This is a genomic window from Afipia sp. GW821-FHT14H12, from assembly GCF_058803465.1.
This window is the reverse complement of sequence record NZ_JBXAOZ010000002.1, coordinates 309,715-333,633: the sequence shown is the minus strand read 5'-3', so window position 1 is coordinate 333,633 and position 23,919 is coordinate 309,715. Positions and strand designations below refer to the sequence as shown.

Here is a 23,919-nt window from a genome sequence, read left to right as displayed (position 1 = left end):
GGAGCGAAGCTTACTGCTCGCTCGGTGCTTCCGGTGCTTCGATCCGGTCCTGGGCTTCCGGGTCGAAGAATTCGCCGGCCGCAGCGATCGCTTCTGCCGCCGCGTCCTGATCTTCCTGGCGGGTGCTGATGTCTTCGCCACGGTTGATGCGCTCGGCTTCCGCCTCGCTGCGGGCCACGGTGGCGGTCACATGAATCTCGACCTCGGGGTGAACGGCGATCGTGATCTTGTGCTGGCCGATCTCCTTGATCGGGTGTTCGAGCAGAACCTGATGACGGTTGAGCGAAACGCCATCGGCAGCCAGCGCCGCCATGATGTCGCGCACCGAAACCGAGCCGAAGAGCTGGCCGCTTTCGGCGGCCTGGCGGATGACGATGACGTTGCGGCCCTCGATCTTCTCGGCAACCTTGCTGGCTTCGCCCTTGGCCGCGATGTTCTTGGCTTCGAGGTCGGCCTTCATGCCTTCGTATTTGGAACGGTTCGCCTCGGTCGCGCGCAGCGCCTTGTGGCGCTTGAGCAGGAAATTGCGGGCATAGCCGTTTTTGACGTTCACGATGTCGCCCATCTGGCCGAGTTTGGCGACGCGTTCGAGTAGAATGACTTCCATGATGTTCTCCTTGGCAAAGACTGGATAGAGGGATTTCTTGAGGTGACGGTTGAAGTTCAGTGGGGGTCTGGCAGGCTGTGCTGTTTCCGCCAGTAGCGTCTGCGAATGCCGAAGGCGGCGTCGGCAAGGCCGAGCACGATCGCGCCTGCGAGCGGCCAGCCGATGAAAGCGGTGAGGGCGTAGATGCCGCTCAGCATGAAGGAGCGTCCCGCCATGGTCTGGCTGACGGTGTGCAGAACGGCAAAGCCGGTCATGCCATAGGCGAGCAGCAGTGAAGCGCTGACGATCTTGGCGACCAGCGCGGTTAGCCCGCCGAAGAAGCAGAGCACGATGGCGATCGCGAGCGCAGCCATCACCGGCCGCGGCATCTCGGTCGTGCGCAGGTCTGGCCACGGGCGCTTCAAAAGCTGCGAGGTCTGAGCGATCTTGGCCGCAAGCCACAGATTGAGCGTCAGAGTCAGCATCGCGACCAGCGCGGCCGCGCCGGGGGCGATCGCAACCAGTGCCTCGATGACGGGATCAGGCGTGGTGCCATGGGCGACCCCACCCTGGTTCGCAACGTCGGAGAGGTGCGTCAGGCTCTTCCGCATGACCGCCATGATCGTGTCGACGTCGGTGCCAAGGGTCAGAAGTGCCCCGGCGGTGGTGAGAGCCGCAAAGCCTGCGGTCCAGACCAGGATGCGGCCGACCGGGTACCAGTCGAGCGCGGACGGAGGCGTGTAACCATCATCGTGAGCACGTGCGAGCAGCACGAGATGGCCGAGCCAGAGCGCGGGCAGGGCGACCATGACGCCATAGGCCAGCATGTACATCGGCCCGAAGACGGCGCCGAGGCCGAGCACCGCAGCCGCGCCGGCGATGAATCCGCTCCGCGATCCCCAGCCGAGCGCGACCACCATCAGCGGCAATGGTGCGAGATAGAACAAGGCAAGCGACAGCACCGCGCCCGATGCGATCGAGGCGAACATCATGGCCGACGCAAGCGCGGCCGCCAGTGCAATGAGAATCGTCGTTGCCATCATCAGCTGTCCCGCCCCCTTCGAGCGGTTAGAGGCTGTTTGCCCCAACCATCCACGACTGCTGTCGCCGCCGTGTTATGAAAATCGCTCCTCATGGAGCGCGAAGTTTGCTCCTCATCCCGTGGGATGAGGAGCGGAATTATTCGCCTTAGCGGATCACGTAAGGCAGAAGACCCAGGAACCGCGCGCGCTTGATGGCACGGGCGAGTTCGCGCTGCTTCAGCGCGGACACGGCCGTGATGCGGCTCGGCACGATCTTGCCGCGCTCGGATACGTAACGCATCAGGAGCTTGGAATCCTTGAAGTCGATCTTCGGCGCGTTCGGGCCCGTGAACGGGCAGGTCTTGCGACGGCGGAAGAACGGGCGGCGTGCACCAGCGTCAGCCATATCTCTTACTCCTCTACCGATGCGGTTTCGTCATCACGCGAACGGCGCGGGCCGCGCTCGGAGCGGAAGCCGCCATCGCGGTCGCCGCCACGGCCACCAAAGCCGCCGCCACGGTCGTCGCGTTCGCGATCACGGTCGGCCTTGCGCATCATTGCGGACGGGCCTTCCTCGAGTTCGTCGACACGCACGGTCAGATAACGGATGATGTCTTCGTTGATGCGCTCCTGACGCTCGATCTCGGAAACGATCGCAGCCGGGCCGTCGATGTTCAGCAGCACGAAGTGAGCCTTGCGGTTCTTGTTCATGCGGTAGGTGAGCGAACGCACGCCCCAGTTCTCGGTCTTGGCAACCTTGCCGCCGAGACCTTCGATCACGCCGGTGATCTGGGTGGTGAATTCTTCGACCTGTTGGGCACTCGCGTCTTGGCGCGCGAGGAAAACATGCTCGTAAAGAGGCATGGGAGTCCTTTCCTGTGTTAGCGCGGGTCCTGGCGGCAAGCCCTTCGAGACCTTCGGAAAGGACCTCGATATTGCTCAGAAGGCGGAAGCACGGGACGACGGACCGACTGGCCCTGTCCCATCAACCCAATTTCGTTGTCGAAATGAAGGTTGCTGAGACCGTCCGTTCAGCTCCCGGCCGGGATCCACGGATGCGCGCTTTATAGGTGATTTGCGGCGGTTGGCAAGGGACTAGAGAGGCGGTTTGAGCCGGATTTGGCCCGAAAATCGAGACGTTTACGGTGGTTTTGAGGGGGGCATGCTCTCAAAATCGGGGATTTGCCGGCAGTTCCGTGTCGTCAGCTTGACAGCCCCCGGCCTGGCGGTGTCTTACCACCCCACGTTTGGGAGGCCTTTATGACGGCAGCATTTACATTTCCGGGACAGGGTTCACAGGCCGTCGGCATGGGCAAGGCGCTCGCCGAGGCGTTTCCGGTTGCGCGCGCGGTATTCGACGAGGTGGATTCGGCGCTCGGCCAGAAACTCAGCACCGTGATCTGGGAAGGGCCAGCCGAAGCTCTCCAGTTGACCGAGAACACCCAGCCCGCGCTGATGGCGATGTCACTTGCGACCCTGCGGGTGCTGGAGACAGAGGCGGGGATCGATCTTGCGCGTGACGCTGCGTTCGTGGCGGGCCATTCGCTCGGCGAATATTCGGCACTGGCTGCGGCTGGTAGCCTCTCGATTGCTGATACGGCGCGGTTGTTGCGGATTCGCGGCACGGCGATGCAAAAGGCGACGCCGGTGGGTGTCGGCGCGATGGCGGCCTTGCTCGGCCTCGATTACGAGACCGCCGTGGCGGCAGCCGATGAGGCCGCACAGGGGCAGGTCTGTCAGGCGGCGAACGACAATGGTGGCGGTCAGGTCGTGGTGTCCGGTGATAAGGCCGCGGTCGAACGCGCTGTCGAGATCGCGAAAGCTAAAGGCGCCAAGCGCGCCATGCTGCTGCAGGTGTCCGCGCCGTTCCATTGCCGTCTGATGCAACCGGCCGCCGACGCCATGGAAGAGGCGCTCGCCAAGGTCACGGTCAACAAGCCGGTGGTCCCGGTGGTTGCAAACATCCTCGCGGGTCCGGTCACTGATCCCGATCAAATCCGAAAGCTGTTGGTGGAGCAGGTCACCGGCACGGTGCGCTGGCGCGAAAGCGTCGCTTATATGGCCGCCCACGGCGTCACGCATTTTCTGGAGATCGGTTCGGGCAAGGTGCTTACCGGCCTCGTCAAGCGTATCGCGGATGGTGCCGTCGGTGTCGCGGTTGGTGGTCCCGGTGATATTGCCACTGCAAAGGATGCGATCGCCGCCGCGCGCGGGTGATTTCAGGGAGAATTTCAATGTTCGATTTGACAGGCAAGACCGCGCTCGTCACTGGCGCGACCGGTGGGATCGGAAATGCGATCGCCAAGGCGTTGCACAAGCAGGGTGCGACGGTTGCGATTTCGGGTACCCGGCGCGAAGTGCTCGACACGCTCGCCGGTGAGTTGAAGGAGCGCGTCCACGTCCTGCCGTGCAACCTGTCCGACAAGGATCAGGTCGAAGCGCTGGTGCCCGCTTCCGAGAAGGCGATGGGGCAACTCGACATCCTCGTGGCGAATGCGGGCATCACCAAGGACAACCTTTTTGTGCAGCTGCGCGACGAGGACTGGGATCAGGTGATCGACGTCAATCTCACCGCGACCTTCCGCCTGGCGCGTGCTGCGACCAAATTGATGATGCGTAAGCGTTTCGGCCGCATCATTGGCATCACCTCCGTGGTCGCCGTCACCGGCAATGCGGGGCAGGTCAATTACGTTTCGTCGAAAGCGGGCCTGATCGGCATGATGAAGTCGATCGGTCAGGAATATGCGCGGCGGAACGTCACCGCGAATTGCATTGCACCCGGTTTTATTGCGACTGCGATGACGGATGCACTGAACGACAAGCAGAAGGAGGGTATCCTTGCCAAGGTTCCGGCAGGACGGCTCGGCTCGCCCGACGACATCGCTGCGGCCGCTGTCTATCTGGCGTCGAACGAGGCGGCCTACGTCACCGGCCAGACCATCCATGTCAATGGTGGAATGGCAATGATTTGAGGGCTTTAGGGGAGCCATTGTGTTGTTTTATGACGGTTTGGCGGTTGCTCCCGGCTTGGCCAAGTCCCCCGACCTGTGCTATTCGGATGTTGTCTCGTTGCGCGATTTCCGGTCGCATGGGGGAAAGTTTTCGACCGGTCAGACTTCAGGATCGGGGCGGATTCGCTGCAAAATGGCTGGCTGTTTTGTGGTGAGCGCGCAAGGGAAGAACGTCATTGCAGGAAATCAAAACCCTGTATATTCCCGATGCGCCATCTGTTGAGGTTCGCAGGGGACTGACGGTCTGCGGGTGCGCGGATCGAACTGGGCGGGCGGCATAGAGTTTTAGAAGGTCAACACCGGCTCGTATCGTTTTACGATCGGGTTAAACGAAGCAAACACGAGGTTGAAACGATGAGTGAGATTGGCGAGCGCGTGAAGAAGATCGTTGTGGAGCACCTCGGTGTCGAACCGGAGAAAGTGGTGGATACCGCGAGCTTCATCGACGACCTCGGCGCCGACAGCCTCGACACTGTCGAACTGGTGATGGCTTTCGAAGAAGAATTCGGTTGCGAGATTCCGGACGACGCGGCGGAAACCATCCTGACGGTTGGCGACGCCACCAAGTTCCTTGAAAAGAACGCGAAGAGCTAAGCTCCTTCTGCGGTAGCTGATGTCGGCGGGTTGTTGCGCGCAACGGCCCGCCGTCTTTCTGTTTGGCACATCGGAGCATCGGACATGAGGCGAGTGGTCGTCACCGGCCTCGGCATGGTTTCGCCGCTGGGTGGCGGCGTCGAGCCGACCTGGAAACGCATCCTCAACGGTGAAAGCGGCGCACGGAAGATCGAACATTTCGATGTTTCCGACCTGACCAGTCAGATTGCCTGCGTCGTGCCGCGCGGCGACGGCACCGACGGCACTTTCAATCCCGATCAGTGGATGGAGCCGAAAGAGCAGCGCAAGGTCGATGACTTCATCATCTTCGCGATGGCGGCTGCATCCGAAGCGCTCAACGACGCTGGCTGGCATCCGTCCACCGAGGAAGAACGCTGCGCCACCGGCACGCTGATCGGCTCCGGCATCGGCGGTATCGAGGGCATTGGTGAGACGGCGGTGCTGTTGCATGAGCGCGGCCCGCGTAAAGTCTCGCCGTTCTTCATTCCGGGACGTCTCATCAATCTTGCCTCCGGTTACGTCTCGATCCAGCACGGCCTCAAGGGTCCGAACCACTCGGTGGTCACCGCGTGCTCCACAGGCGCGCACGCCATCGGCGATGCGTCGCGGCTGATCATGCTTGGCGATGCCGACGTGATGGTGGCGGGCGGCGCGGAATCGCCGGTCAATCGTCTGGCGATGGCGGGCTTCTGCGCGCTGCGTGCGATGTCCACGAAATTCAACGACAGGCCGACCGCTGCGTCGCGGCCCTATGATGTCGATCGCGACGGCTTCGTGATGGGCGAGGGCGCAGGCATTGTCGTGCTTGAGGAATACGAGCACGCCAAAAAGCGCGGTGCGAAGATCTACGCCGAAATCGTCGGTTACGGCCTCTCCGGCGATGCCTATCACATCACCGCGCCGGCTTCCGATGGCGATGGCGCCTATCGCTGCATGAGTGCTGCGATGAAGCGTGCGGGATTGCTTGCATCCGACATCGATTACATCAACTCCCACGGCACCTCGACGCCGCTTGGGGACGAGATCGAACTGGGTGCGGTGCAGAAGCTGCTCGGCAATACGGCCTCCAGGGTATCGATGTCGTCGACCAAGTCCTCGATCGGCCATCTGCTCGGCGCAGCGGGAGCCGTGGAGGCGATCTTCTGCGTGCTGGCGTTGCGCGACAATATGGCGCCGCCGACGCTGAATCTCGACAATCCGTCGATCGAGACCGCCATCGATCTCGTGCCGCACAAGGCCAAATCGCGCGAAATCAATGTCGCTTTGTCGAACTCGTTCGGCTTTGGCGGCACCAATGCATCGTTGATCATGAAGCGGGTGGTGAACTGAGGGAAATGCCTCGGCTTCACCGCAGGAGAACTTTCGGTCATATTGCGATCCCAAGTTTGTGCGAGAGATCGGGCCAGAACGGATTCGGATTTCGGACATGAGTCAAAGGCCTCCCATTGAACCGCGCAGTCCGCGGGCGGCGTTAGAGCCGCAGCAGGTTCCGCCTCCGAAGCGTTCCGACAGCGCGCGCAATCCCTTCGTGGTTGCGGGCAACGCCATCATCACGATTCTGCTGGTGGTGATCCTCGGCGCGGGCGGTCTTTACATCTACGGCAAGCAGATGCTGACCGCGAAAGGTCCGCTGACCGCCGACAAGGTCGTCAATATTCCGCCACGCGCGGGCATGACCGACATTGGCGACATCCTGCTGCGAGAGGGTGTCATCAAGGCGGATCGCTGGACCTTTATCGGCAGCGTGCTGGCGCTCAACGCGCGCACCTCGCTCAAATCGGGCGAATTCCTGTTCCAGAAGAATGCGAGCCTGTCGGATGTCATCGGCACCATCGTCGATGGCAAGGTGGTGCAGCATGCCTTCACCATTCCGGAAGGGCTGACATCGGAACAGATCGTTCAACGGTTGCAGGATAACGACATCTTCTCGGGTTCGCTGCGCGAAGTGCCGCGCGAGGGCACGCTGCTGCCGGACACTTACAAGTTTCCGCGCGGTACCCCGCGCGAGCAGGTGATCCAGCGCATGCAGCAGGCGCAGAAGCGGCTGCTCGCGGAAGTCTGGGAGCATCGCAATCCCGATCTGCCGCTGCGGTCGCCCGATCAGCTTGTGACGCTGGCTTCTATCGTTGAGAAGGAAACCGGCCGCGCCGATGAGCGCAGCCGCGTCGCTTCGGTCTTCGTCAACCGGCTGCGCCAGCGCATCAAGCTGCAGTCCGATCCGACCATCATCTATGGCCTTGTCGGCGGCAAGGGTACGCTCGGACGGCCGATCAAGCGCAGTGAGATCCAGCAGCCGACGCCGTACAACACCTACGTCATTGAGGGACTGCCGCCAGGCCCGATCGCCAATCCGGGGCGTGCCTCGCTGGAAGCGACCGCCAACCCCGCGCGCACGCGTGATCTCTATTTCGTGGCCGACGGCACCGGTGGGCATACGTTCACCGAGAACTACAACGAGCACCAGAAGGCGGTGGCGAAGCTTCGCTCGATTGAGCGTCAGCAGAACGACGCTGCCGAGCCGGACGACGTGCCGCCTCCGGTCGCGGTCCCGTCCGGCGCGCCCACCGAGCCCGCTGCAGCGCAGCCTCCGGCCGCGCCTGCCAGGCGCGCGGCGCCGAAGGCCGCTCCGAAATCATCCCACGGCAAGCAATCGCTCGCTCCCAAGGCCAGCGATGCGTGGGCGGGCGTAACCTCGGCGGCGCCGAAGGCCCATAAGCCTGCATCCCACGCCAAGCCGGTCCCGCCGTCGGCCAACGCTGCGGCGGATGCGGCTTCCGCAACGCGCTGAATTCCAGGCAATTCGCAAGAAATTCTCAAGGGACGGGCGCCAAAACGTCTGCACCATGGCCCAATTCGGGGTATGGTCCGCGGCGGTTCACGCACAGCGAATCCACCTGATCTGGACGGAGTTTTTCGACAATGGCGTTGTCGAGCATGACCGGCTTTTCGCGAAGCCACGGCACCAGCGGACTTTATACGTTCGAGTGGGAATTGAAGTCGGTCAACGCCAAGGGTCTGGATCTACGTGTGCGCCTGCCGCAGGGATGGGACGATCTCGAAGGTACTGTGCGCAAACGGGTCGGTGAGGCGGTGTCGCGCGGCACAGTCTACGCCAACCTCAACGTCAAGCGGGCGGGCTCTGCGGCGGTCGCGCGCATCAACGAGGACGTTCTCGCTTCGGTTCTCGACGCGGCGCGAGGACTGGCATCGAGAGCAGGCGCGTTGCCGCCGACCGTCGATGGTCTGCTCGCGGTCAAGGGCGTGATCGACATTGTCGAGCCGGAAAGCGGCGAGGCTGAAATTGCTACGGCCAAGGCTGCTGCTATAGCCGCGTTCGAGACGGCACTGTCCGGCCTCGTCGAGATGCGCGACCGCGAAGGCGTTTCGCTCGGCGAGATCCTGACACAGCGTGTTAACGACATCGAACGTCTTGCCGCCAGGGCCGAAGCCGCACCGGGCCGCAAGCCGGAGGCGATCAAGACACGCCTCGCCGAGCAGATCGCAACGCTGCTCGATGCATCGGATCGGTTCGATCCTGATCGGCTGTCGCAGGAAGCGCTGCTGATCGCGACCAAGGCCGACATCCGCGAAGAACTCGACCGGATCGGTTCGCATGTCGCGCAGGCGCGCGAACTGCTGTCGAAAGGCGGGCCGGTCGGCCGGCGGCTGGATTTCCTGTCGCAGGAATTCAACCGGGAAGTGAACACCACCTGTTCCAAATCGAACGATGTCGAATTGACCAATATTGGTCTCGAGATGAAGAACATCGTCGAGCAGTTCCGCGAGCAGGTTCAGAATCTGGAGTGAAGGCGATGGTTCGCAATGCGCTCGCCGGTGAGCGGCGTGGCCTGATGTTCGTGTTGTCGTCGCCGTCCGGCGCGGGCAAGTCTACGCTGTCGCGCATGCTGATCGAGAAGACGCCGGGCCTGCGGATGTCGGTATCGGTAACGACGCGTGCGAAGCGGCCGGGCGAGGCCGAAGGCGATCATTACTACTTCATCGACAAGGCGCGCTTCGACCAGATGGTCCGCGCGGGCGAATTGCTCGAACATGCGCCGGTGTTCGACAATCACTACGGCACGCCGCGTCATGCGGTGGAGAAGGCACTGTCAGCTGGAGAGGACGTGCTGTTCGATATCGATTGGCAAGGCACGCAGCAATTGCGGGAGAAGGCGCGGGCCGATGTCGTCAGCGTTTTCATCCTGCCGCCGTCGGCGCAGGACCTTGAAAAACGGCTTCATACCCGCGCGCAGGATTCCGACGCCGTGATCCGCGGCCGTATGGATCGCGCGGCTCATGAGCTGAGCCACTGGGCCGAGTACGACTATGTCGTGCTCAACAACGATCTCGACCAGGCATTCAGCGAGGTCGAAACGATCCTGCGCGCTGAGCGGTTGAAGCGCGAGCGGCAGACGGGGCTGTCGGCGTTCGTGCGCGGATTGCAGGATCAGCTAGAGAAATAACATTTTCGGACTCGCGTGCGGCACGGCGCAGGAGTTGCTCGATTTCGTCGAGGTCCTGCGGTGCTCTTGATGTGCGCGCGGCAGAGGCCCATCGGGATGGCGCGATCATCTCCGTGTAGGCCGGCGAAGATGTCTCCGTGTCTTCGGCTTCGCCCCAGATGTTGCGACGCTGCGCCGGCGCATTGCGGACTTTGTCGCCCGTTCGCCAGAAATATCTGAACGTGACAAGGGCGAGGATCGCGATCAGCGCCAATACAAGAAATGCTACACCGAGAATAACGCGCCATGGCGTGAGGTCGGCGGCTTGTTCGGATGATTTGGCGCGCGGTGCCGTTGGGGCGGCTGCGGGTTTCATCGCGGGAGCGGGCGGCGCGGCTTCCGACGTTGCGGGCTGCGAACTGGCAAGCGGTGTGGACTGCCCGGTGGTCTGCTGGCTTGTCGGGCGGAAGGCGTCGGCGTCAGGCCAGCGCTCGGTGAGCAACGGCGTTGAGGCAGCAGGATTTGGCGTCGGTTGCGTCGTCACCGCTTCAGTTGTTTGCGGTGCTGTATTGGATGTGGCCTCGGATTCGGCAGGGGGTGCAGGCTTTGCAACTGACGGCTTCGAGGCCTGCGACGCCGGAGCCTCTGCACGGGCGTTGTCGATATCCTGTCGGGCTGTGGGCGCCGTGTCAGACTTCGGTTTCGCAGCGGCAGAGGACGTAGTCGTCTTCATCCCGGCCTCGCCGAGATACCAGCACTTGCGGCCAGCGCTGCGGTCCGTGTGGTAGTACCAATGCTTGCCCTGTGGCGCTGCGCCTTTCGGTGTGCGCTGGCAGGCCTCGGCGGCATTCGTTTGCTGCGCCGGAGTTGTCTGTTCCGCAGCAGGCGCTGCTTGTTGTGCGACCGACGGTGTCAGGCCGCCGAGAACGGCGCTCAAGGCCACCGCCGCAAGTTTGAAATTCCGGTTTGTCATGGTTCCCCCACGTCGGATCGTGACGTCGTGCGCGACGCGCGGGTTAATCGTTGTCAACGAGATGGGCCGCAATGGGCCGCAAATGCGAAACGCATGAGACAAAATTGGGGCGATGCAAGCCTTTTGGGAACGCCACAATTCTGATTCTCATACGGGTGATGCGTGAACAGGTGCGCAAGGCGGTAAGGGCAGAGCTTCACGGTAGGCGCGTGAAGTCTTGTCTACGTATCAACACGGCATTCGCGCTTCTAAATCGTGAAATTAAAATCGCATTAACCACGCGACTTCGATGCTTCACGTCATTGATCTGCTGAAATCAGAAAGCGAGGATTGTCATGACTGGAGACACTGCAAACGACGCGGGCGTGTTGAGCGAGGAGATCAAGGCGCTTCTGATTTTGCTGTTGTTGAAGGGAGGCACGCCATCCGATGAGATCGAGACGGCGCTGCGCCTTGCGGGCAGCCGTCCGGCTCATTCTGAGCTGCCCGCACAGGAGGCGATGTGTCCGTTGGCCCGCGCGGCGGTGCTGGCGATGGCGCCGCCGGTGTCGGTTGCGCAGCCGCCGGCCCGGCAGGCTTCATTGCAGCCGGTGTTGTCGGCGAAACAGATTTTCCGAAACGATAAATTAGCGCCGCTGCACGGCTACGCAGCGTAAGGCGGCTCACGCGCCGTTGGTGAGGATAATTCGCCCGGTTATGCCACCGTGGCGCAGCTTCTCCATCCAGTCAGCTGCTTCGCGCATCGGAGCCTCATGCATCGGCACTGCCGCGATGCGGCCGGTGCGAGCGAGATCGAGCAACTCGCGCGCCTCAAGGAGCGTTCCGGTCATGAACCCTTCGATGCTCATGCGCTTGTGGACCCAGCTTACTGCCGGCGTGGTGAAGGAGCCGCCCATCAGGCCTGACACGACGATCTTGCCGCCGCGCGCGAGCGCGCTCATCGCGAATGCCAATGATGCCTCGCTGCCTGCGAAATCGACGATGACATCGAAGCCGCCGCCGCTGTCCTTTAGCATGCGGCGCGCCGTCTCTCGTGCCGCCGGATCGTAAGCCGTCGCGGCGCCCGCATCGAGCGCGGCGGCACGCGCGGCCTCGCTGAGGTCGGCGACCGCGATGGTCTCCATGCCCATCGCGCGCGCGATCGACAGCCCCATCAGCCCGACGCCGCCCATGCCGATCAGCAACAGATTGCGGCGGCGCGGATGAGTGGCCGCGCGCTTCAACGCACCATAGGCGGTGAGGCCGGAGCACATCAGCGCGGCGGCGAAGCCCGCAGGCAGCGGCTCGTAAGGCAGGAGATAGCGGCTGTCGGGCACGAGAACATGGCTGGCGAAGCCGCCATCCAGCGCGACACCGAGATAGCGATTGCGTGCGCAGAGGTTCTCGTCGCCGCTGATGCAGTCGCGGCAGGCGCCGCATCCGATCCATGGAAAAACGACGCGCGGTTGCCCGATGAGATCCCGCGGTGCATCGGGACCTGCCGCCTCGACAGTGCCGACGATTTCGTGGCCGAGCGTGAAGGGCAGCTTGATGCCGCGTGTAATGTCGATGCGCTGGCCATTTCCTGCGTCGAAAAACCCGTCCTGCAAATGCAGGTCGGAATGGCAGAGGCCACATTTCGCCACGCGCAGCAGCACCTCGCTGCCTTGCGGCACAGGGGCGTCCACAACCGTCTCGCACACGGGGGCCGCGAATTGCGTGAGGGATTGGCGATATATCAAGGCCATGGAGATCAGGATTGCTTGAGTTCGGACAGGCGATTGGCCATCGCCACGAAACCGGCAATGGACACTGTCTCGGCGCGCCGTGTCGGATCGATGCCGGCGGCCTCGGTGAGCAGTGCGGGATCGACGCCGAGCGGCTTCAGGCTCTGGCGCAGCATCTTGCGGCGCTGGTTGAAAGCGGCAGCGGCGACCTGTTCCAGCGCGCGGCGTGGGCAAGGCAGCGGCTCCGCTCGTGGGACGAGGCGCACGACAGATGACGTGACCTTCGGCGGCGGCACGAACGCGCCGGGAGCGATATCGAACAGGATCCTGGTCTCTGTGCGCCAGTTGGCGAGCACGCCGAGGCGGCCATAGGCGTCGTCGTTTTCCTGCGCGACGATGCGCTCGGCCACTTCGCGCTGGAACATCAGCACCATCATGTCGAACCATGGTGGCCACGGCTCGCTTGTGAGCCAGCCGGTGAGCAGCAGGGTCGCGATGTTGTAGGGCAGATTGGCGACGATCCGCGCCCGTGCACCGTCGAGTATTGTGGTCGGGTCAAAATCGATGGCGTCGCCGTGAACGATCTCGAGGCGGCCGGGATAGTACTGCGCGATGTCCTCCAGCGCCGGGATCGCGCGATCGTCACGTTCGACCGCGATCACGCGCTTCGCGCCGGTGGCGAGCAAAGCCCGCGTCAGCCCGCCCGGGCCGGGGCCGATCTCGATCACGGTGGCGTCGTCGAGAGGTCCGGCGGCGCGCGCGATCCGTGCTGTGAGGTTAAGATCGAACAGGAAATTCTGGCCGAGCGATTTGCGCGGGGCGAGGTCGTATTTGCGGATGACCTCGCGTAGCGGCGGCAGATCGTCGATCTGGCTCATGATGCGGCGTTCGCGCGCGCCATGCGGGCGGCGAGGCGCAACGCCGCGATCAGGCTCGACGGGTTGGCGCGGCCGGTGCCTGCAATGTCGAAGGCGGTGCCATGGTCGGGCGAGGTGCGGATGAAAGGTAGCCCGAGCGTGACGTTAACGCCGCTGTCGAATGCAAGCGTCTTGACCGGGATCAGCGCCTGATCGTGATACATGCAGATTGCGCAATCGTAGGTCTTGCGCGCGGCTTCATGGAACATGGTGTCGGCGGGCAGCGGGCCGCGTGCGTCGATACCCTCGCGCCGCAATTGCTCGACGGCCGGCGCGACGATAGCGCCATCTTCCTTGCCGAGCGTGCCGTCTTCACCGGCGTGCGGATTGAGACCCGCGATGGCGAGGCGTGGCGTGGGCAAGCCGAGCCGATGTTTCATATCGGCGACGACGATGCGCGCGGTTTCAAGAATCAGATCGGTGGTGAGGTCGGCAATCGCCTGCCGCAGCGGCAGATGGATGGTGACCGGCACGACGGCGAGCGTCTCGGACCAGATCATCATCACGGGCTTTGGTGTCCTGCCGCCATTGGCCGCCAGTTCGGCGAGAAATTCAGTGTGGCCGGGATGCTTGAAGCCTGCACTGTAGAGGACGCTCTTGGCAATCGGATTAGTAACGACAGCGGATGCAACGCCCGTCTTCACATCCGCCACGGCCTGCTCGATGGAGGCGATCGCGGCCCACGCGCTGGTCGCGTCGGGTTTCCCGGGCGTGCCCGTGGCGGTGTGGCCGGTTGGTGCGACGGGCAGGGCGCGCGCGAAAATTCCGACAGCGTCCTGTGGCGATGTTTCGACGACATCGATCCGTTCTCCAAGCAAAGCGGCCCGGCGGCGGATCAGATCGGCATCGCCGATCAGGTAAAACGGAGGAAGATTGTCGGCGTTACGCTTCAGCCATGCAGCAATCGTGATATCAGGCCCGATCCCGGAGGGCTCACCGATCGTGAGAGCGAGCGGGGCTTGGTGCATCGGCCTTATTTCTGCTTGTACTCGATCATCGCGGCCTTGCGGAGGTCATCGAGGTAGGATTTCGACTTCGCCTCGTATTTCTGAGCGAACAGCTTGTCGCGCGCCGCCCGCTTGGCGGGCGTATCGGCGGAGGTCACCTTGCGGTCGCACAATACAACCATCTCGATGCCTTGCCGGGTCACTTCCGGCGGGGTCATGTGGCCGACAGGCGTCTTGTCCAGAAGCTCGCGCAAATTCGCGGGCAGGTCGGCCGAAGTCTTGATGATGGTGTCCCGGATGGTGCCCTGACGCAGCGACTTGAATGTGGTCGCGGCCTCCGCGCAACTCTGGACACGGTCGCGAATGATCTCGGCTTCCTTCTTGCGTTGCTCGACGACAGCCGAAGACGAACCGCGCGGGACGAAGATCACGACCGGGCGCAGGTGATATTCATAGCTCTCGGTATCTTGCGGCGAGCTATCGCCGCCGGAAGCCGCACGGACATCGTGTTCGCTCACCATCAGGCTCTGCTTGTAGCGGCCGCGCACCAGCGCGCCCCAAGCGGTGTCGGCCGACATCCGCAGCTTCATGGTTTCGGGGCGCACGCCCTGCGCCATGAGAACCTTGGACAACTGGTCCGCGGACATTCCCATCCGCTGGCCCATGGCCGCGTAAGACGAATCGATTTCCGACGGGGTCATGTTGATCCCGAATTTCTTGGCTTCTTTGATCTTGAGGCGGTCGTCGATCAACTGATTGATGACTTCCTGGCGCGGCGCGCTCTTGTGCGTGGTCAGGGCGATGAGCTTGGCGCGCTGTTCGATGTCGTAGGTCGTGATCGGCTCGCCATTGACCATCACCACCACGGCCTGCGCCCGCGCAGACGGCGCTGTTGCGAGAAGCGTCAGCAAGGTTGCGAGGGAAAGGGCAAGGCGGCTGGCAAAAACAGAGAGGAATGTCGCGTTCATCATCACATTGCTGTCGGTTTCACCACGGTCGAGCCGCACCGTAGACGTGCAATCGACCACAATTATGTCACTGGGTGGATGAGGAGACGTTTTGCGAAATCGAAGTTCCGCCGATGGTACGCAAGCCAAGCTGGAACATCACGCGGTGATCGGTGACGGGCGCGATGCTGCCGATTGTCGTGTAGTTGTAGTCGGTCACGTAGTTGACGGCGAGCAGGAAGCAATCGTCCACGTATCCGGCACCGACGATGTACTGGTTCACCTTGCTGTTGGCGATGTCGTAGCGCAACCCGCCGGAGACCTGCCAGTTGGCAGCGAGCTTGAACGAACCGGTGCCGAGCAGGCCCTGCCGTTCGGTCAGATAGCCGAGTTCAGGTTGTGGCGCATACTTGCCGTACAGGAGGCTGACCGACCAGCGGTCGAAATTGGCGCGGCCTTCGGTCTCGAAACGCTTGATGTCCATTGTCGCTTCGTCGAGCCGGAAGCGTGTCGTCAGGCTGAAGATCTTGTTGGGCGAGTAAGCGACGCGGCCGACGTAATCGGACGCTGGCTTGTCGAGACCGGAATCGAGGCCGGTGTTGGTCAGGCTCTGCACCGCATAGGAGTTCAGGCCGTAGAGCTGGTAGGACTGGCCGAACAGCACGTTGACGGTGCCGCCGCGGTCGAACTGCGTTGTCGCCTGCACGCCGACGTTGGCGCGGCCGCCGCCTTCGACGCGGTCCCAGCCGGAGAATTTGTTGACGCTGAACAGATTGGTGTCGTCGAAGGTCAGGCTTTGCGCGTCTTCGTTCGGCAACTGTCCGGCCCTTTGCTCGTTCGGGCGGATGATGACCTGCGCGATTGGTTCGATCGTCGTGGTGCCCCACGGCTGCACGTTGATGAACGGATAGCGATATTCGAGGCCGACCGCCGGCATCAGGCGGGCTTCCTGATGGTTGCCGGGATCTAGATAGCCATTGGCAGCAGAAACGCTTGGATCGTGAGCGACATTGGCGTTGATCAGGTCGCCACGCAACGAAACGAATGGCGTGAAAATCTGACCCCACGGATCGGTGAAGGACCGACGCCACTGAGCTTCGCCCGAAAGGCGGGTGTAATCGCCAGGCACGCCGCGCAGCAGGCAATCGGCCCGCGTTTTTTGGGCGGGGTCTGCTGACAGGCAAGTCGTATTACCAACGGTCTGAGCGTTCTTTGAGATCGCGTCGAAATTCGCCTGGTCGCGCGTCAGATTGACGAAGTTGCCTTTGTAGCTGAACTCGCCGCCCAGCAGGTTGTGGCCGAGTACGTTGTTATAGTCGACCACCGGCGCGACGATGGGAATCTGCTTTTGCACGTCGGCGGCATTGAAGCCGTAGTAGTAGATCGAACGAATGTCGAAATAGCTGCGGTTGCCGACGCCGGTGAGGTACACCTGCGAGATGCCTTCGGTCGGCGTCAGCAGGAACGAGCCCAGCGGGTTCTTGTAGGGGCCAAGCTTGTAGTCGCTGAAGAAGCGATTGTCGGTTGCAAGCACGGCGGTCCAGCCCGCGACCCATTTGTCGTTCAGCGCGAACTGGCCGTTCGAATCGAGGCCGCCGCGCCAGTTGCGGTCGCCAACCTGTCCGGCATAGGCATCCGGGTCTTCCTGATGAATACCGTAGCCGCGGATTTCATACGCGCCGTTGACCAGGCGCTGGCGGAAGTCGATCTGGCCGAGCACGCCCTGCCGCGATGTGATGCGCGGCGAAATGGTCATGTCGTAGTTCGGTGCGATCGCCCAGTAGAACGGAATCTCGGCGCTGTAGCCGGTGTACGAGTTGTAGCCCGCCCACGGCATCAGGAAGCCGGTCTTGCGCTTCACGGTCGGATCCGGCGTCGAGAAGTACGGCAGGTAGGCGAGCGGATGACCGAAGAACTCCACCTTCGCGTCTTCGAAGTAGAGCATCTGTTCGGTCTTGTTGTGGATGATGCGCGCGGCCTTCACCTGCCACAGCGGCGGACGTTCGGGATGGTCGCGGCACGGCGCGCAGGCGGTGTAGGTGCCGCTCTGGAAAATCGTGATGTCACCATTGCTGCGATCGGCGCGTGCCGCCGACATGCGCGTTTCGTCCGGCGTGTTGAGGCGCAATGAATCGACAAAGCCATCGCGATAGTCGTCGGACAGGTCGAGCAGGTTGGCGTTCACAACCTTGCCGTCGGCCTCGGTGAGGCGGACGTTGCCCTCGGCGTGAAGGCGCTTGGTCTTCTGGTCGTAGATGACCTTGTCGGCTTCGAGCGTTGAGCCGTTGTAGTAGATCTGGACGTTGCCGACGGCGGCGACGCGGTTGTTGTTGTAGTCGTAATTGATCTCGAGCGCCTTCACGAGCATCTGCCCGTTATTGGCGTTCTTGTCCTTCGGCGGTTTCGGCACCGGTGGACGCTTGTTGTAGATGAAGGTGTTGGTCGCCGCCGTGGCGGAGCCGGGCAGGGCCAATGCGCCCGCGCCGAGCATCAGGACGGCGGACATGGCAAGGCGATAGCGGCGCAGCCTCATGCGCCGCCTGAACCCAGGCGTCCGTCCATGGAGGGCGGCAAAACCAGCCACTACCCGTCCTCCTGATGCAGCAAGGCCAAAAAGCCGGTCAGGCCGCCCACACAGACAGGCAGCCATGCGGCAGCGAGCGGATACATCAACTCGGCCTTGCTTAAATCCTCAGTTACTTTCGACAGGACATAGAGCAGAAAGCCTGCTGCCACGCCACTTAAAACCATCTTTTGCACGCCGCCGAAGCGGAAGAACCGGAGGCTGACGGCGGCCGCGACGAGCACCATCGAGGCCAGCAAAAACGGCCTCGCGAGCAGCTTCTGATACTGCAAACGGTATCCTGCTGTGGCCAGACCAGAGCTTGCCGAAGACTGGATGTACCCCGGAAGTTGCCAAAATGACACAGTTTCAGGCGTGGCAAAGCTGTTCCGGACCTGCGCTGGGGTCAGATTGGTCTTGAGCAGGAGGTTGTCCTGAACGACCGGCGCGGCGGTCATGGAATGGATTCGCGCGCCTCCGAGCCGCCACTCACCGGGCTCCAGATTCGCGTCATTGGCGTCGATTCGGTCCCGGAAGCTGCCGTCCGGGTTGAAGCGGAAGACGGTTACGCCGGAGAGCCGCGTACCCTGATTCTGGGAAAGCGCCGCGCTGATGATGGACTGGCCTTCCGACGTCACCTGATTGATCCAGGATTGTTCGACGTTCTGAACGCCACCGTTGGAGAAGAGCTTCGCCTCCATCTCCTTGCTGCGTTCCTGCATCGCGGCCGAAATCGGATTGTAAACGACGGTCGCGAGCACGCCCATCAAGAGGGCGGCGACCAGCGCGGGCGTGATGAATTGCCACGCCGAAATCCCGGCGGCGCGCGCCACAACCAGTTCGAGGCTGCGCGACAGTGCGAGATAGCAGCTCATCGCACCGATCAGGATGCAGAACGGCATCAGCTTTTCCAGCAATTGCGGCACCCGAAACAGTGAGGTTTCCGCCACCATGATCGCGGAGGCAGTCGGGATGCTCGAGGTCCGGCGCACCATTTCGATGTAGTCGACCAGGACCAGCAGCAGGAAAATACCGAGGAACACCGCGAGCGAGGCGATGATGAAACGTCTGGCGAAATAGCGGGCGAGCGTGGTGGTCAGCATGCGGCCGATGGCTCGTTTGCGGAATGCTGCGTCAGCGCGCAGGCCCGCCGCGCGCATTCCGCGCAACGATCAAAAGCAGGGCCCGGCATAACGGCCGGCCCCGCGCAGGCGATATCAATCGACGCCATCGAACTGCAGTATCCCCAGTGTCTCCGAGCGATGCCGGCCCGGATCTGGCTGTGAGGCCAAATCCCCCTCGGACCGTATCGCGTGAAGCTATTATAACTCAACTATCCCGTTGATCCGCCGATAAAATGGCTGGCCTAAGGCAGCGCGGGCGGAGTGGTTAACAAAAGCTGTTTGCGTGGCTTTCGCGTCACGATTCGGGGTATCTCCGTCCGTATCGTGATGAAGCCGCCTTTGTCCGGCACTTTGCAGGGCGGAGACGGAGGCGCATATAGTCCCGCACCCACCGCAGCACTCAGCCGCAAGTTCAAGTTTGGAGGATTCCCCATGACCGACGCCGTTAAGGTCGGCTTTGTCCCGTTTTCGACCGCGCCGAAGGGCGTCCTCGTCGTTTTCACCGATGAATCGATGAAGTTCGGCCCAGCGAGCCGCAAATTGCTGGCGGGCGCTGAGAACTCCATCAAGCGCGCCGCATTGGCAGCCGAGTTCAAGGGCAAAAGCGGCTCGGCGCTTGATCTTCTCGCGCCTCAGGGCCTGAAGGTCGGACGTCTGATCGTCGCGGGCACCGGCAAGGCCGGCTCGGTGAAGGAAGAGGATTTCATCAAGCTGGGCGGTGCCGTGACTGGCAAGCTCGGATCGAGCGCGAGCGCGGTGACACTTGTCGCCGAACTACCAAGCGGCGCGATGAAGCCGCATCAGGCAGCGAACGTCGCCGCCGGTGCACGGCTGCGCGGCTACAAGTTCGATCGCTACAAGACCAAGACGAAAGACAAGGACAAGGCGCTCGTCGCGCAGGTTTCGGTCGCCGTCGCCGACGTCGCGGCCACGCGCAAGGCGTTTACGCGCGATGCCAATATCGTCGATGGCGTGCTGCTCGCGCGCGAACTCGTCAACGAGCCGCCGAATGTGCTGTTTCCCGCCGAGTTCGCGCGCCGCGCCGCGCAGTTGCGCAAGCTCGGCGTCCAGGTCGATATTCTTGACGTCAAGGCGATGACCAAGCTCGGCATGGGCGCGCTGCTCGGCGTGTCGCAGGGCTCGTATCATGAAGGCCGTATGGTGGTGATGCGCTGGAATGGCGCAGCCAACAAGGCCGACAAACCGGTCGCCTTCGTCGGCAAGGGCGTGTGTTTCGACACCGGCGGCATCTCGATCAAGCCCGCGGGCAGCATGGAAGACATGAAGGGCGACATGGCGGGCGCGGCCTGCGTGGTCGGCCTGATGCATGCGCTTGCTGGACGCAAAGCAAAGGTCAATGCGATCGGCGCGATCGGTATCGTCGAAAACATGCCGGACGGCAACGCGCAGCGCCCGGGCGACATCGTCACCACGATGTCGGGCCAGACCATCGAGATCATCAACACCGACGCGGAAGGCCGCCTCGTGCTGGCGGATGTGCTGTGGTACGTCGCGCAGAAGTACAAGCCGAAATTCATGATCGATCTCGCGACATTGACCGGCGCGATCATGGTGGCGCTCGGCACCGAATATGCGGGCTTGTTCTCCAACAACGATCAGTTGTCGGAGCGGCTGTCGAAATCCGGCGCCGCCACCGGCGAGCGCGTCTGGCGCATGCCGCTCGGTCCTGAATACGACAAGCAGATCGATTCCAAATTCGCCGATATGAAGAACGCGGCCGGGCGCTGGGGTGGTTCGATCACCGCAGCACAACTGCTGCAGCGCTTTGTCGATGACGTGCCATGGGCGCATCTCGATATCGCGGGCACCGGCATGGGCGCGCCATCGAACGACATCAACACGAGCTGGGGCTCGGGTTATGGCGTGCGTCTGCTCGACCATCTTGTTGCCGAGCATTACGAGGCCAAGCGATAGCCGCCTGCGATCCAGCGCCGGAGTCCGATGACGATGACGGAAGTCCTGTTCTACCATTTGCAGGATATGAAGCTGGAAAACGTGCTTCCGCCGCTGCTCGAGAAATCGCTCGAGCGTGGCTGGCGTGTCGTCGTGCAGGTGGGCTCGGAGGAGCGCGCCGACATGCTCGACTCCCATCTGTGGACGTATCGCGACGATTCATTCCTGCCGCACGGCACATGGCGCGAAGCCGATGCCGCGAGCGAGCCGGTGGTGCTCACGGTGAGCGACGCCAATCCCAACGGCGCGTCGGTGTGCTTTCTGGTCGATGGCGCACCGGTGCCCATAGATTGTTCGGCGTATCAGCGCGTCGTTCTCATCTTCAACGGTGATGACGACGAGGCCCTTGGTGCGGCGCGTGCGGCGTGGACCGATTGCAAGGCGAGGGGATTCGAGCAGACTTACTGGCAAGCGGATGAGCGGGGCCGCTGGCAGCGCAAGGATTTGCGCGGCGGTGGTTAAGGATAGGGCGATCTTTCCTTTTTGATGCTTGCGGTTAGCCACCATCGTGCCGCAAAGTGATGATGCAAGCGCCCGTGGGGACGGGTGCTCGCCGTTGGCGGAGTGATTTGCGCCAAGGAAATGAAGCGGAACGTGGGGGTTCCAGTTTTGCGGTTGATTGACTTGAAGAGTTTCGTGTCTCGATCCGTTGTGAAAGCGGCGCTATCCGTGCTCGTCATTGCTCCGATGATGAGCGGTTGCGGTGGCACCTTGAGTGATTACTCACTCAAGGATCAGGAATGGTTCACTCGCCCCGGGAAGCTCTTCAACACCAAGTCGCTGTCGCTTGAGACGCCTCCGCTGCATACGGACAAGCCGGTTTCGCCGGACGATCTCATCACCGCGGAAGGAGCTTGCCCCGGTATGGCACCTGCCGGATTGCCGGCGGACGTCAATGCCCAGCAGCAGGGCGAAGCAGCCAATCCGCAGGCTGGTGCGACGCAAGCAGCCCCGGCATTGCCTGCGGGAGGTGTGGTCGCGCTCGGTCATACCGAATGCGATGTGGCGCGGGCTGCCGGTACACCCAACAACGTCAATATCGGAGCGAATGAGCGCGGTGAACGTCAGACTGTGTTGACCTATACGCAGGGTCCGCGTCCGGGCATTTACACGTTTACCGCAGGCCGTCTCACAGCGATCGATGCGGTCCAGGCGCCGCCTCCGCCGAAAAAACCGGCCAAGCATTCCAAGAAAAAGCACACGTAATGCGCTTTAGTCAGCGCCTTCATACGAGGCGCTGGCCTCCAGCCATTCTTCCTCGGCTTTTTTGAGCGCAGCCTCGGCGGCGGCGCGCGCCTTGGTCAACTGTGTCGCCTGTTTCGGGTCGCGCTGGAAGATATCGGGCAGGGCAAGCGCCGTATCGATCTTCGCAATGATGCCGCCGATGCGCTCGATCTCGGCTTCCGCGCTTGAGATTTTCTGCTTCAGCGCGTTCTTTTCAACTTTGCTTCGCGCTGGTTTCTCGGTTTCGCGAACGGTACGGGTCTGATCGGCCGTGCGCGCGCTTCGTGCGCTCAGGACGGAGCGGCGATATTCATCAAGATCGCCGTCATATGGCTTCACGGTGCGGTCCGAGACCACCCACAATTGATCGGCGCAGGCCTCGATCAGATAGCGGTCGTGCGAGACCATGATGATCGCGCCGGAAAATTCATTGATCGCCTCGGCGAGTGCTGCACGGCTGTCGATGTCGAGATGGTTGGTCGGCTCGTCGAGGATGATCATGTTCGGTGCGGCGAAGGTCGCAAGCCCGAGCAGCAGGCGCGCCTTCTCGCCACCGGACAGATTTTTCACGGTGGTGTCGCCCGCCTTGCCGGAGAAACCGATCGCGCCGACACGGGCGCGGACTTTCGTCTCCGTCGCATCCGGCATCAGCCGCCGCAGATGGTCATAGGACGAACCTTCCAGATCGAGTTCGTCGGTCTGGTGCTGAGCGAAATAGCCGACCGACAGATTGGCGGCGCGGACAATCTTGCCCGAGAACGGCGGCAGCTTGTCCGCGAGTAGTTTCACCAGCGTGGATTTGCCGTTGCCGTTGGCCCCGAGCAGGGCGATGCGATCGTCGTTGTCGATCCGCAGCGTGACGCGCCGCAGGACCGGCTTGCCCGGTTCATAGCCGACACTGACATCATCGACCGCGATGATCGGCGGCGACAGCAGTTTCTCCGGCTCGGGAAACGTGATCTCGCGCACGTCCTGCGTCACGAGGGCCGTGACAGGCTTCATCCGCTCCAGCATCTTGACGCGCGACTGCGCCTGTTTCGCCTTCGATGCCTTCGCCTTGAAGCGATCGACGAAAGCCTGCAGGCGCTTGCGCTCGTCGGCCTGCCGCTTTGCGTGCTTGGCGTCCAGCATCTCGCGCGTGGCGCGCTGTTCTTCGAACGAGGAGTAGCTGCCTTTGTAAAGCGTGAGCCTGCCGTGATCGAGGTGCAGGATCTGGTCGACGGAAGTTTCGAGCAGATCGCGGTCGTGGCTGATGACGATGACCGTGCGGGGGTAATTGGCGAGGTGGTCCTCAAGCCAGAGCGTGCCTTCGAGGTCAAGATAGTTGGTCGGCTCGTCGAGCAGCAGCAGATCCGGCGCGGCGAACAGCGTGGCCGCGAGCGCCACGCGCATCCGCCACCCACCGGAGAATTCCTGGCAGGCGCGCAACTGGTCGGCTGCGGAAAAACCGAGGCCGCTCAGGATCGCCGCCGCGCGGGCAGGCGCGGAATGGGCTTCGATATCCACAAGCCGGGTTTGGATGTCGGCGATCCGCACCGGGTCGTGCGCGGTTTCGGCCTCCTGCAATAGCGCGTGGCGTTCGACGTCGGCTTTCAGCACGACGTCGATCAGGCTTTCGGGTCCGTCGGGCGCTTCCTGCGCGAGACTGCCGATTCGCCAGCGGGGCGGTATGGAAATCGATCCGCTCTCCAGCGCGAGGTCGCCACGGATCGCCCGGAACAGCGTGGATTTGCCCACGCCGTTACGGCCGACGAAACCCACACGCGCGCCCGGTACGATCTGCGCCGTGCTGTTTTCAATGAGCACGCGCCCGGCGATGCGGATCGAGATGTCCTGGATGGAAAGCATGCCGGGGTTCTCCCCGGAAT

Annotated in this window: 23 protein-coding genes; 11 read left to right on the top strand and 12 right to left on the bottom strand. The window is 62.6% G+C overall.

Annotated elements, in window-relative coordinates; all coding sequences use genetic code 11:
- Window positions 1-10: 10 nt before the first annotated feature.
- The 4 genes from rplI to rpsF form a co-directional block, all read right to left on the bottom strand.
- Entirely contained in the window at window positions 11-607 is a 597-nt protein-coding gene (gene rplI / locus AC1RNA_RS13130; RefSeq protein WP_009339252.1) for a 50S ribosomal protein L9, read from the bottom strand.
- Between the two features lie 56 nt (window positions 608-663).
- Window positions 664-1,629 (bottom strand): DUF2232 domain-containing protein, encoded by a 966-nt coding sequence (locus tag AC1RNA_RS13125; protein WP_492951390.1) that lies wholly within the window; start codon window positions 1,627-1,629, stop codon window positions 664-666.
- A 145-nt stretch (window positions 1,630-1,774) separates the two neighbouring features.
- A complete protein-coding gene (gene rpsR / locus AC1RNA_RS13120; RefSeq protein WP_009339254.1) occupies window positions 1,775-2,014 on the bottom strand; it encodes a 30S ribosomal protein S18 in 240 nt (79 codons plus the stop codon).
- A 5-nt stretch (window positions 2,015-2,019) separates the two neighbouring features.
- Window positions 2,020-2,472: a 30S ribosomal protein S6 gene (rpsF, locus tag AC1RNA_RS13115; RefSeq protein ID WP_009339255.1), complete on the bottom strand. Its 453-nt coding sequence runs from the start codon at window positions 2,470-2,472 to the stop codon at window positions 2,020-2,022.
- Window positions 2,473-2,868: 396 nt separating this feature from the next.
- On the opposite strand from rpsF, the gene fabD reads away from it, so the two are divergent.
- From fabD to gmk, 7 genes are all read left to right on the top strand, one after another.
- Window positions 2,869-3,825, top strand: a complete 957-nt coding sequence (fabD, locus tag AC1RNA_RS13110; protein WP_492951389.1) for an ACP S-malonyltransferase — start codon at window positions 2,869-2,871, stop codon at window positions 3,823-3,825.
- A gap of 17 nt (window positions 3,826-3,842) precedes the next feature.
- Complete coding sequence (gene fabG, locus AC1RNA_RS13105; protein WP_492951388.1) at window positions 3,843-4,580, top strand: 3-oxoacyl-[acyl-carrier-protein] reductase; 738 nt, start codon at window positions 3,843-3,845, stop codon at window positions 4,578-4,580.
- A gap of 393 nt (window positions 4,581-4,973) precedes the next feature.
- Window positions 4,974-5,213 (top strand): acyl carrier protein, encoded by a 240-nt coding sequence (locus tag AC1RNA_RS13100; protein ID WP_009339258.1) that lies wholly within the window; start codon window positions 4,974-4,976, stop codon window positions 5,211-5,213.
- 84 nt (window positions 5,214-5,297) lie between these two features.
- Window positions 5,298-6,563, top strand: coding sequence for a beta-ketoacyl-ACP synthase II (fabF, locus tag AC1RNA_RS13095; protein ID WP_492951387.1), 1,266 nt, complete (start codon window positions 5,298-5,300; stop codon window positions 6,561-6,563).
- Window positions 6,564-6,660: 97 nt separating this feature from the next.
- Complete coding sequence (gene mltG / locus AC1RNA_RS13090; RefSeq protein WP_492951386.1) at window positions 6,661-8,022, top strand: endolytic transglycosylase MltG; 1,362 nt, start codon at window positions 6,661-6,663, stop codon at window positions 8,020-8,022.
- Window positions 8,023-8,153: 131 nt separating this feature from the next.
- A complete protein-coding gene (locus AC1RNA_RS13085) occupies window positions 8,154-9,041 on the top strand; it encodes a YicC/YloC family endoribonuclease (protein ID WP_048756222.1) in 888 nt (295 codons plus the stop codon).
- Window positions 9,042-9,046: 5 nt separating this feature from the next.
- Window positions 9,047-9,697: a guanylate kinase gene (gmk, locus tag AC1RNA_RS13080; RefSeq protein WP_009339262.1), complete on the top strand. Its 651-nt coding sequence runs from the start codon at window positions 9,047-9,049 to the stop codon at window positions 9,695-9,697.
- Here gmk and AC1RNA_RS13075 read toward each other — a convergent pair.
- Window positions 9,594-10,649, bottom strand: coding sequence for a hypothetical protein (locus tag AC1RNA_RS13075; protein ID WP_492951385.1), 1,056 nt, complete (start codon window positions 10,647-10,649; stop codon window positions 9,594-9,596). The genes gmk and AC1RNA_RS13075 overlap by 104 nt on opposite strands.
- A 335-nt stretch (window positions 10,650-10,984) precedes the next feature.
- Between AC1RNA_RS13075 and AC1RNA_RS13070 the strand changes: the two genes are divergently transcribed.
- On the top strand, window positions 10,985-11,305 hold the full coding sequence (locus AC1RNA_RS13070) for a hypothetical protein (RefSeq protein ID WP_009339266.1): 321 nt from the start codon (window positions 10,985-10,987) through the stop codon (window positions 11,303-11,305).
- Window positions 11,306-11,311: 6 nt separating this feature from the next.
- Here AC1RNA_RS13070 and AC1RNA_RS13065 read toward each other — a convergent pair whose 3' ends face one another.
- The 6 genes from AC1RNA_RS13065 to lptG all read right to left on the bottom strand — a co-directional run bounded on the left by AC1RNA_RS13065 (window position 11,312) and on the right by lptG (window position 18,832).
- The gene (locus AC1RNA_RS13065) at window positions 11,312-12,376 is read right to left on the bottom strand and encodes an alcohol dehydrogenase catalytic domain-containing protein (RefSeq protein WP_492951384.1); all 1,065 of its coding nucleotides are present in this window, start codon (window positions 12,374-12,376) and stop codon (window positions 11,312-11,314) included.
- Between the two features lie 5 nt (window positions 12,377-12,381).
- On the bottom strand, window positions 12,382-13,233 hold the full coding sequence (gene rsmA / locus AC1RNA_RS13060; RefSeq protein ID WP_492951383.1) for a 16S rRNA (adenine(1518)-N(6)/adenine(1519)-N(6))-dimethyltransferase RsmA: 852 nt from the start codon (window positions 13,231-13,233) through the stop codon (window positions 12,382-12,384).
- The gene (pdxA, locus tag AC1RNA_RS13055) at window positions 13,230-14,240 is read right to left on the bottom strand and encodes a 4-hydroxythreonine-4-phosphate dehydrogenase PdxA (RefSeq protein ID WP_492951382.1); all 1,011 of its coding nucleotides are present in this window, start codon (window positions 14,238-14,240) and stop codon (window positions 13,230-13,232) included. Before pdxA ends, rsmA begins: the two co-directional genes overlap by 4 nt.
- Window positions 14,241-14,245: 5 nt before the next feature.
- Window positions 14,246-15,190 (bottom strand): SurA N-terminal domain-containing protein, encoded by a 945-nt coding sequence (locus tag AC1RNA_RS13050; protein ID WP_009339275.1) that lies wholly within the window; start codon window positions 15,188-15,190, stop codon window positions 14,246-14,248.
- Between the two features lie 64 nt (window positions 15,191-15,254).
- Complete coding sequence (locus AC1RNA_RS13045; protein WP_492951381.1) at window positions 15,255-17,699, bottom strand: LPS-assembly protein LptD; 2,445 nt, start codon at window positions 17,697-17,699, stop codon at window positions 15,255-15,257.
- Between the two features lie 50 nt (window positions 17,700-17,749).
- Window positions 17,750-18,832, bottom strand: coding sequence for an LPS export ABC transporter permease LptG (gene lptG / locus AC1RNA_RS13040; protein WP_492951380.1), 1,083 nt, complete (start codon window positions 18,830-18,832; stop codon window positions 17,750-17,752).
- 453 nt (window positions 18,833-19,285) lie between these two features.
- Between lptG and AC1RNA_RS13035 the strand changes: the two genes are divergently transcribed.
- The 3 genes from AC1RNA_RS13035 (at window position 19,286) to AC1RNA_RS13025 (ending at window position 22,033) form a co-directional block, all read left to right on the top strand.
- Window positions 19,286-20,788: a leucyl aminopeptidase gene (locus AC1RNA_RS13035; RefSeq protein WP_492951379.1), complete on the top strand. Its 1,503-nt coding sequence runs from the start codon at window positions 19,286-19,288 to the stop codon at window positions 20,786-20,788.
- Between the two features lie 33 nt (window positions 20,789-20,821).
- A complete protein-coding gene (locus AC1RNA_RS13030) occupies window positions 20,822-21,289 on the top strand; it encodes a DNA polymerase III subunit chi (RefSeq protein ID WP_009339282.1) in 468 nt (155 codons plus the stop codon).
- Between the two features lie 174 nt (window positions 21,290-21,463).
- The gene (locus tag AC1RNA_RS13025) at window positions 21,464-22,033 is read left to right on the top strand and encodes a hypothetical protein (protein ID WP_040298336.1); all 570 of its coding nucleotides are present in this window, start codon (window positions 21,464-21,466) and stop codon (window positions 22,031-22,033) included.
- A 6-nt stretch (window positions 22,034-22,039) separates the two neighbouring features.
- Here AC1RNA_RS13025 and abc-f read toward each other — a convergent pair whose 3' ends face one another.
- Entirely contained in the window at window positions 22,040-23,899 is a 1,860-nt protein-coding gene (gene abc-f, locus AC1RNA_RS13020) for a ribosomal protection-like ABC-F family protein (protein WP_492951378.1), read from the bottom strand.
- Between the last annotated feature and the right edge of the window lie 20 nt (window positions 23,900-23,919).

Excerpts from the sequence above, each read along its gene's own strand:
- mltG (WP_492951386.1), top strand. The coding sequence starts at position 6,661 with ATGAGTCAAAGGCCTCCCATTGAACCGCGCAGTCCGCGGGCGGCGTTA.
- rsmA (WP_492951383.1), bottom strand. The coding sequence starts at position 13,233 with ATGAGCCAGATCGACGATCTGCCGCCGCTACGCGAGGTCATCCGCAAA.
- AC1RNA_RS13050 (WP_009339275.1), bottom strand. The coding sequence starts at position 15,190 with ATGATGAACGCGACATTCCTCTCTGTTTTTGCCAGCCGCCTTGCCCTT.
- fabD (WP_492951389.1), top strand. The coding sequence starts at position 2,869 with ATGACGGCAGCATTTACATTTCCGGGACAGGGTTCACAGGCCGTCGGC.
- AC1RNA_RS13065 (WP_492951384.1), bottom strand. The coding sequence starts at position 12,376 with ATGGCCTTGATATATCGCCAATCCCTCACGCAATTCGCGGCCCCCGTG.
- pdxA (WP_492951382.1), bottom strand. The coding sequence starts at position 14,240 with ATGCACCAAGCCCCGCTCGCTCTCACGATCGGTGAGCCCTCCGGGATC.
- lptG (WP_492951380.1), bottom strand. The coding sequence starts at position 18,832 with ATGCTGACCACCACGCTCGCCCGCTATTTCGCCAGACGTTTCATCATC.
- AC1RNA_RS13045 (WP_492951381.1), bottom strand. The coding sequence starts at position 17,699 with ATGAGGCTGCGCCGCTATCGCCTTGCCATGTCCGCCGTCCTGATGCTC.
- gmk (WP_009339262.1), top strand. The coding sequence starts at position 9,047 with ATGGTTCGCAATGCGCTCGCCGGTGAGCGGCGTGGCCTGATGTTCGTG.
- fabG (WP_492951388.1), top strand. The coding sequence starts at position 3,843 with ATGTTCGATTTGACAGGCAAGACCGCGCTCGTCACTGGCGCGACCGGT.
- AC1RNA_RS13085 (WP_048756222.1), top strand. The coding sequence starts at position 8,154 with ATGGCGTTGTCGAGCATGACCGGCTTTTCGCGAAGCCACGGCACCAGC.
- AC1RNA_RS13075 (WP_492951385.1), bottom strand. The coding sequence starts at position 10,649 with ATGACAAACCGGAATTTCAAACTTGCGGCGGTGGCCTTGAGCGCCGTT.
- fabF (WP_492951387.1), top strand. The coding sequence starts at position 5,298 with ATGAGGCGAGTGGTCGTCACCGGCCTCGGCATGGTTTCGCCGCTGGGT.
- abc-f (WP_492951378.1), bottom strand. The coding sequence starts at position 23,899 with ATGCTTTCCATCCAGGACATCTCGATCCGCATCGCCGGGCGCGTGCTC.
- AC1RNA_RS13100 (WP_009339258.1), top strand. The coding sequence starts at position 4,974 with ATGAGTGAGATTGGCGAGCGCGTGAAGAAGATCGTTGTGGAGCACCTC.
- AC1RNA_RS13070 (WP_009339266.1), top strand. The coding sequence starts at position 10,985 with ATGACTGGAGACACTGCAAACGACGCGGGCGTGTTGAGCGAGGAGATC.
- AC1RNA_RS13030 (WP_009339282.1), top strand. The coding sequence starts at position 20,822 with ATGACGGAAGTCCTGTTCTACCATTTGCAGGATATGAAGCTGGAAAAC.
- AC1RNA_RS13125 (WP_492951390.1), bottom strand. The coding sequence starts at position 1,629 with ATGATGGCAACGACGATTCTCATTGCACTGGCGGCCGCGCTTGCGTCG.
- rplI (WP_009339252.1), bottom strand. The coding sequence starts at position 607 with ATGGAAGTCATTCTACTCGAACGCGTCGCCAAACTCGGCCAGATGGGC.
- AC1RNA_RS13035 (WP_492951379.1), top strand. The coding sequence starts at position 19,286 with ATGACCGACGCCGTTAAGGTCGGCTTTGTCCCGTTTTCGACCGCGCCG.
- rpsR (WP_009339254.1), bottom strand. The coding sequence starts at position 2,014 with ATGGCTGACGCTGGTGCACGCCGCCCGTTCTTCCGCCGTCGCAAGACC.
- rpsF (WP_009339255.1), bottom strand. The coding sequence starts at position 2,472 with ATGCCTCTTTACGAGCATGTTTTCCTCGCGCGCCAAGACGCGAGTGCC.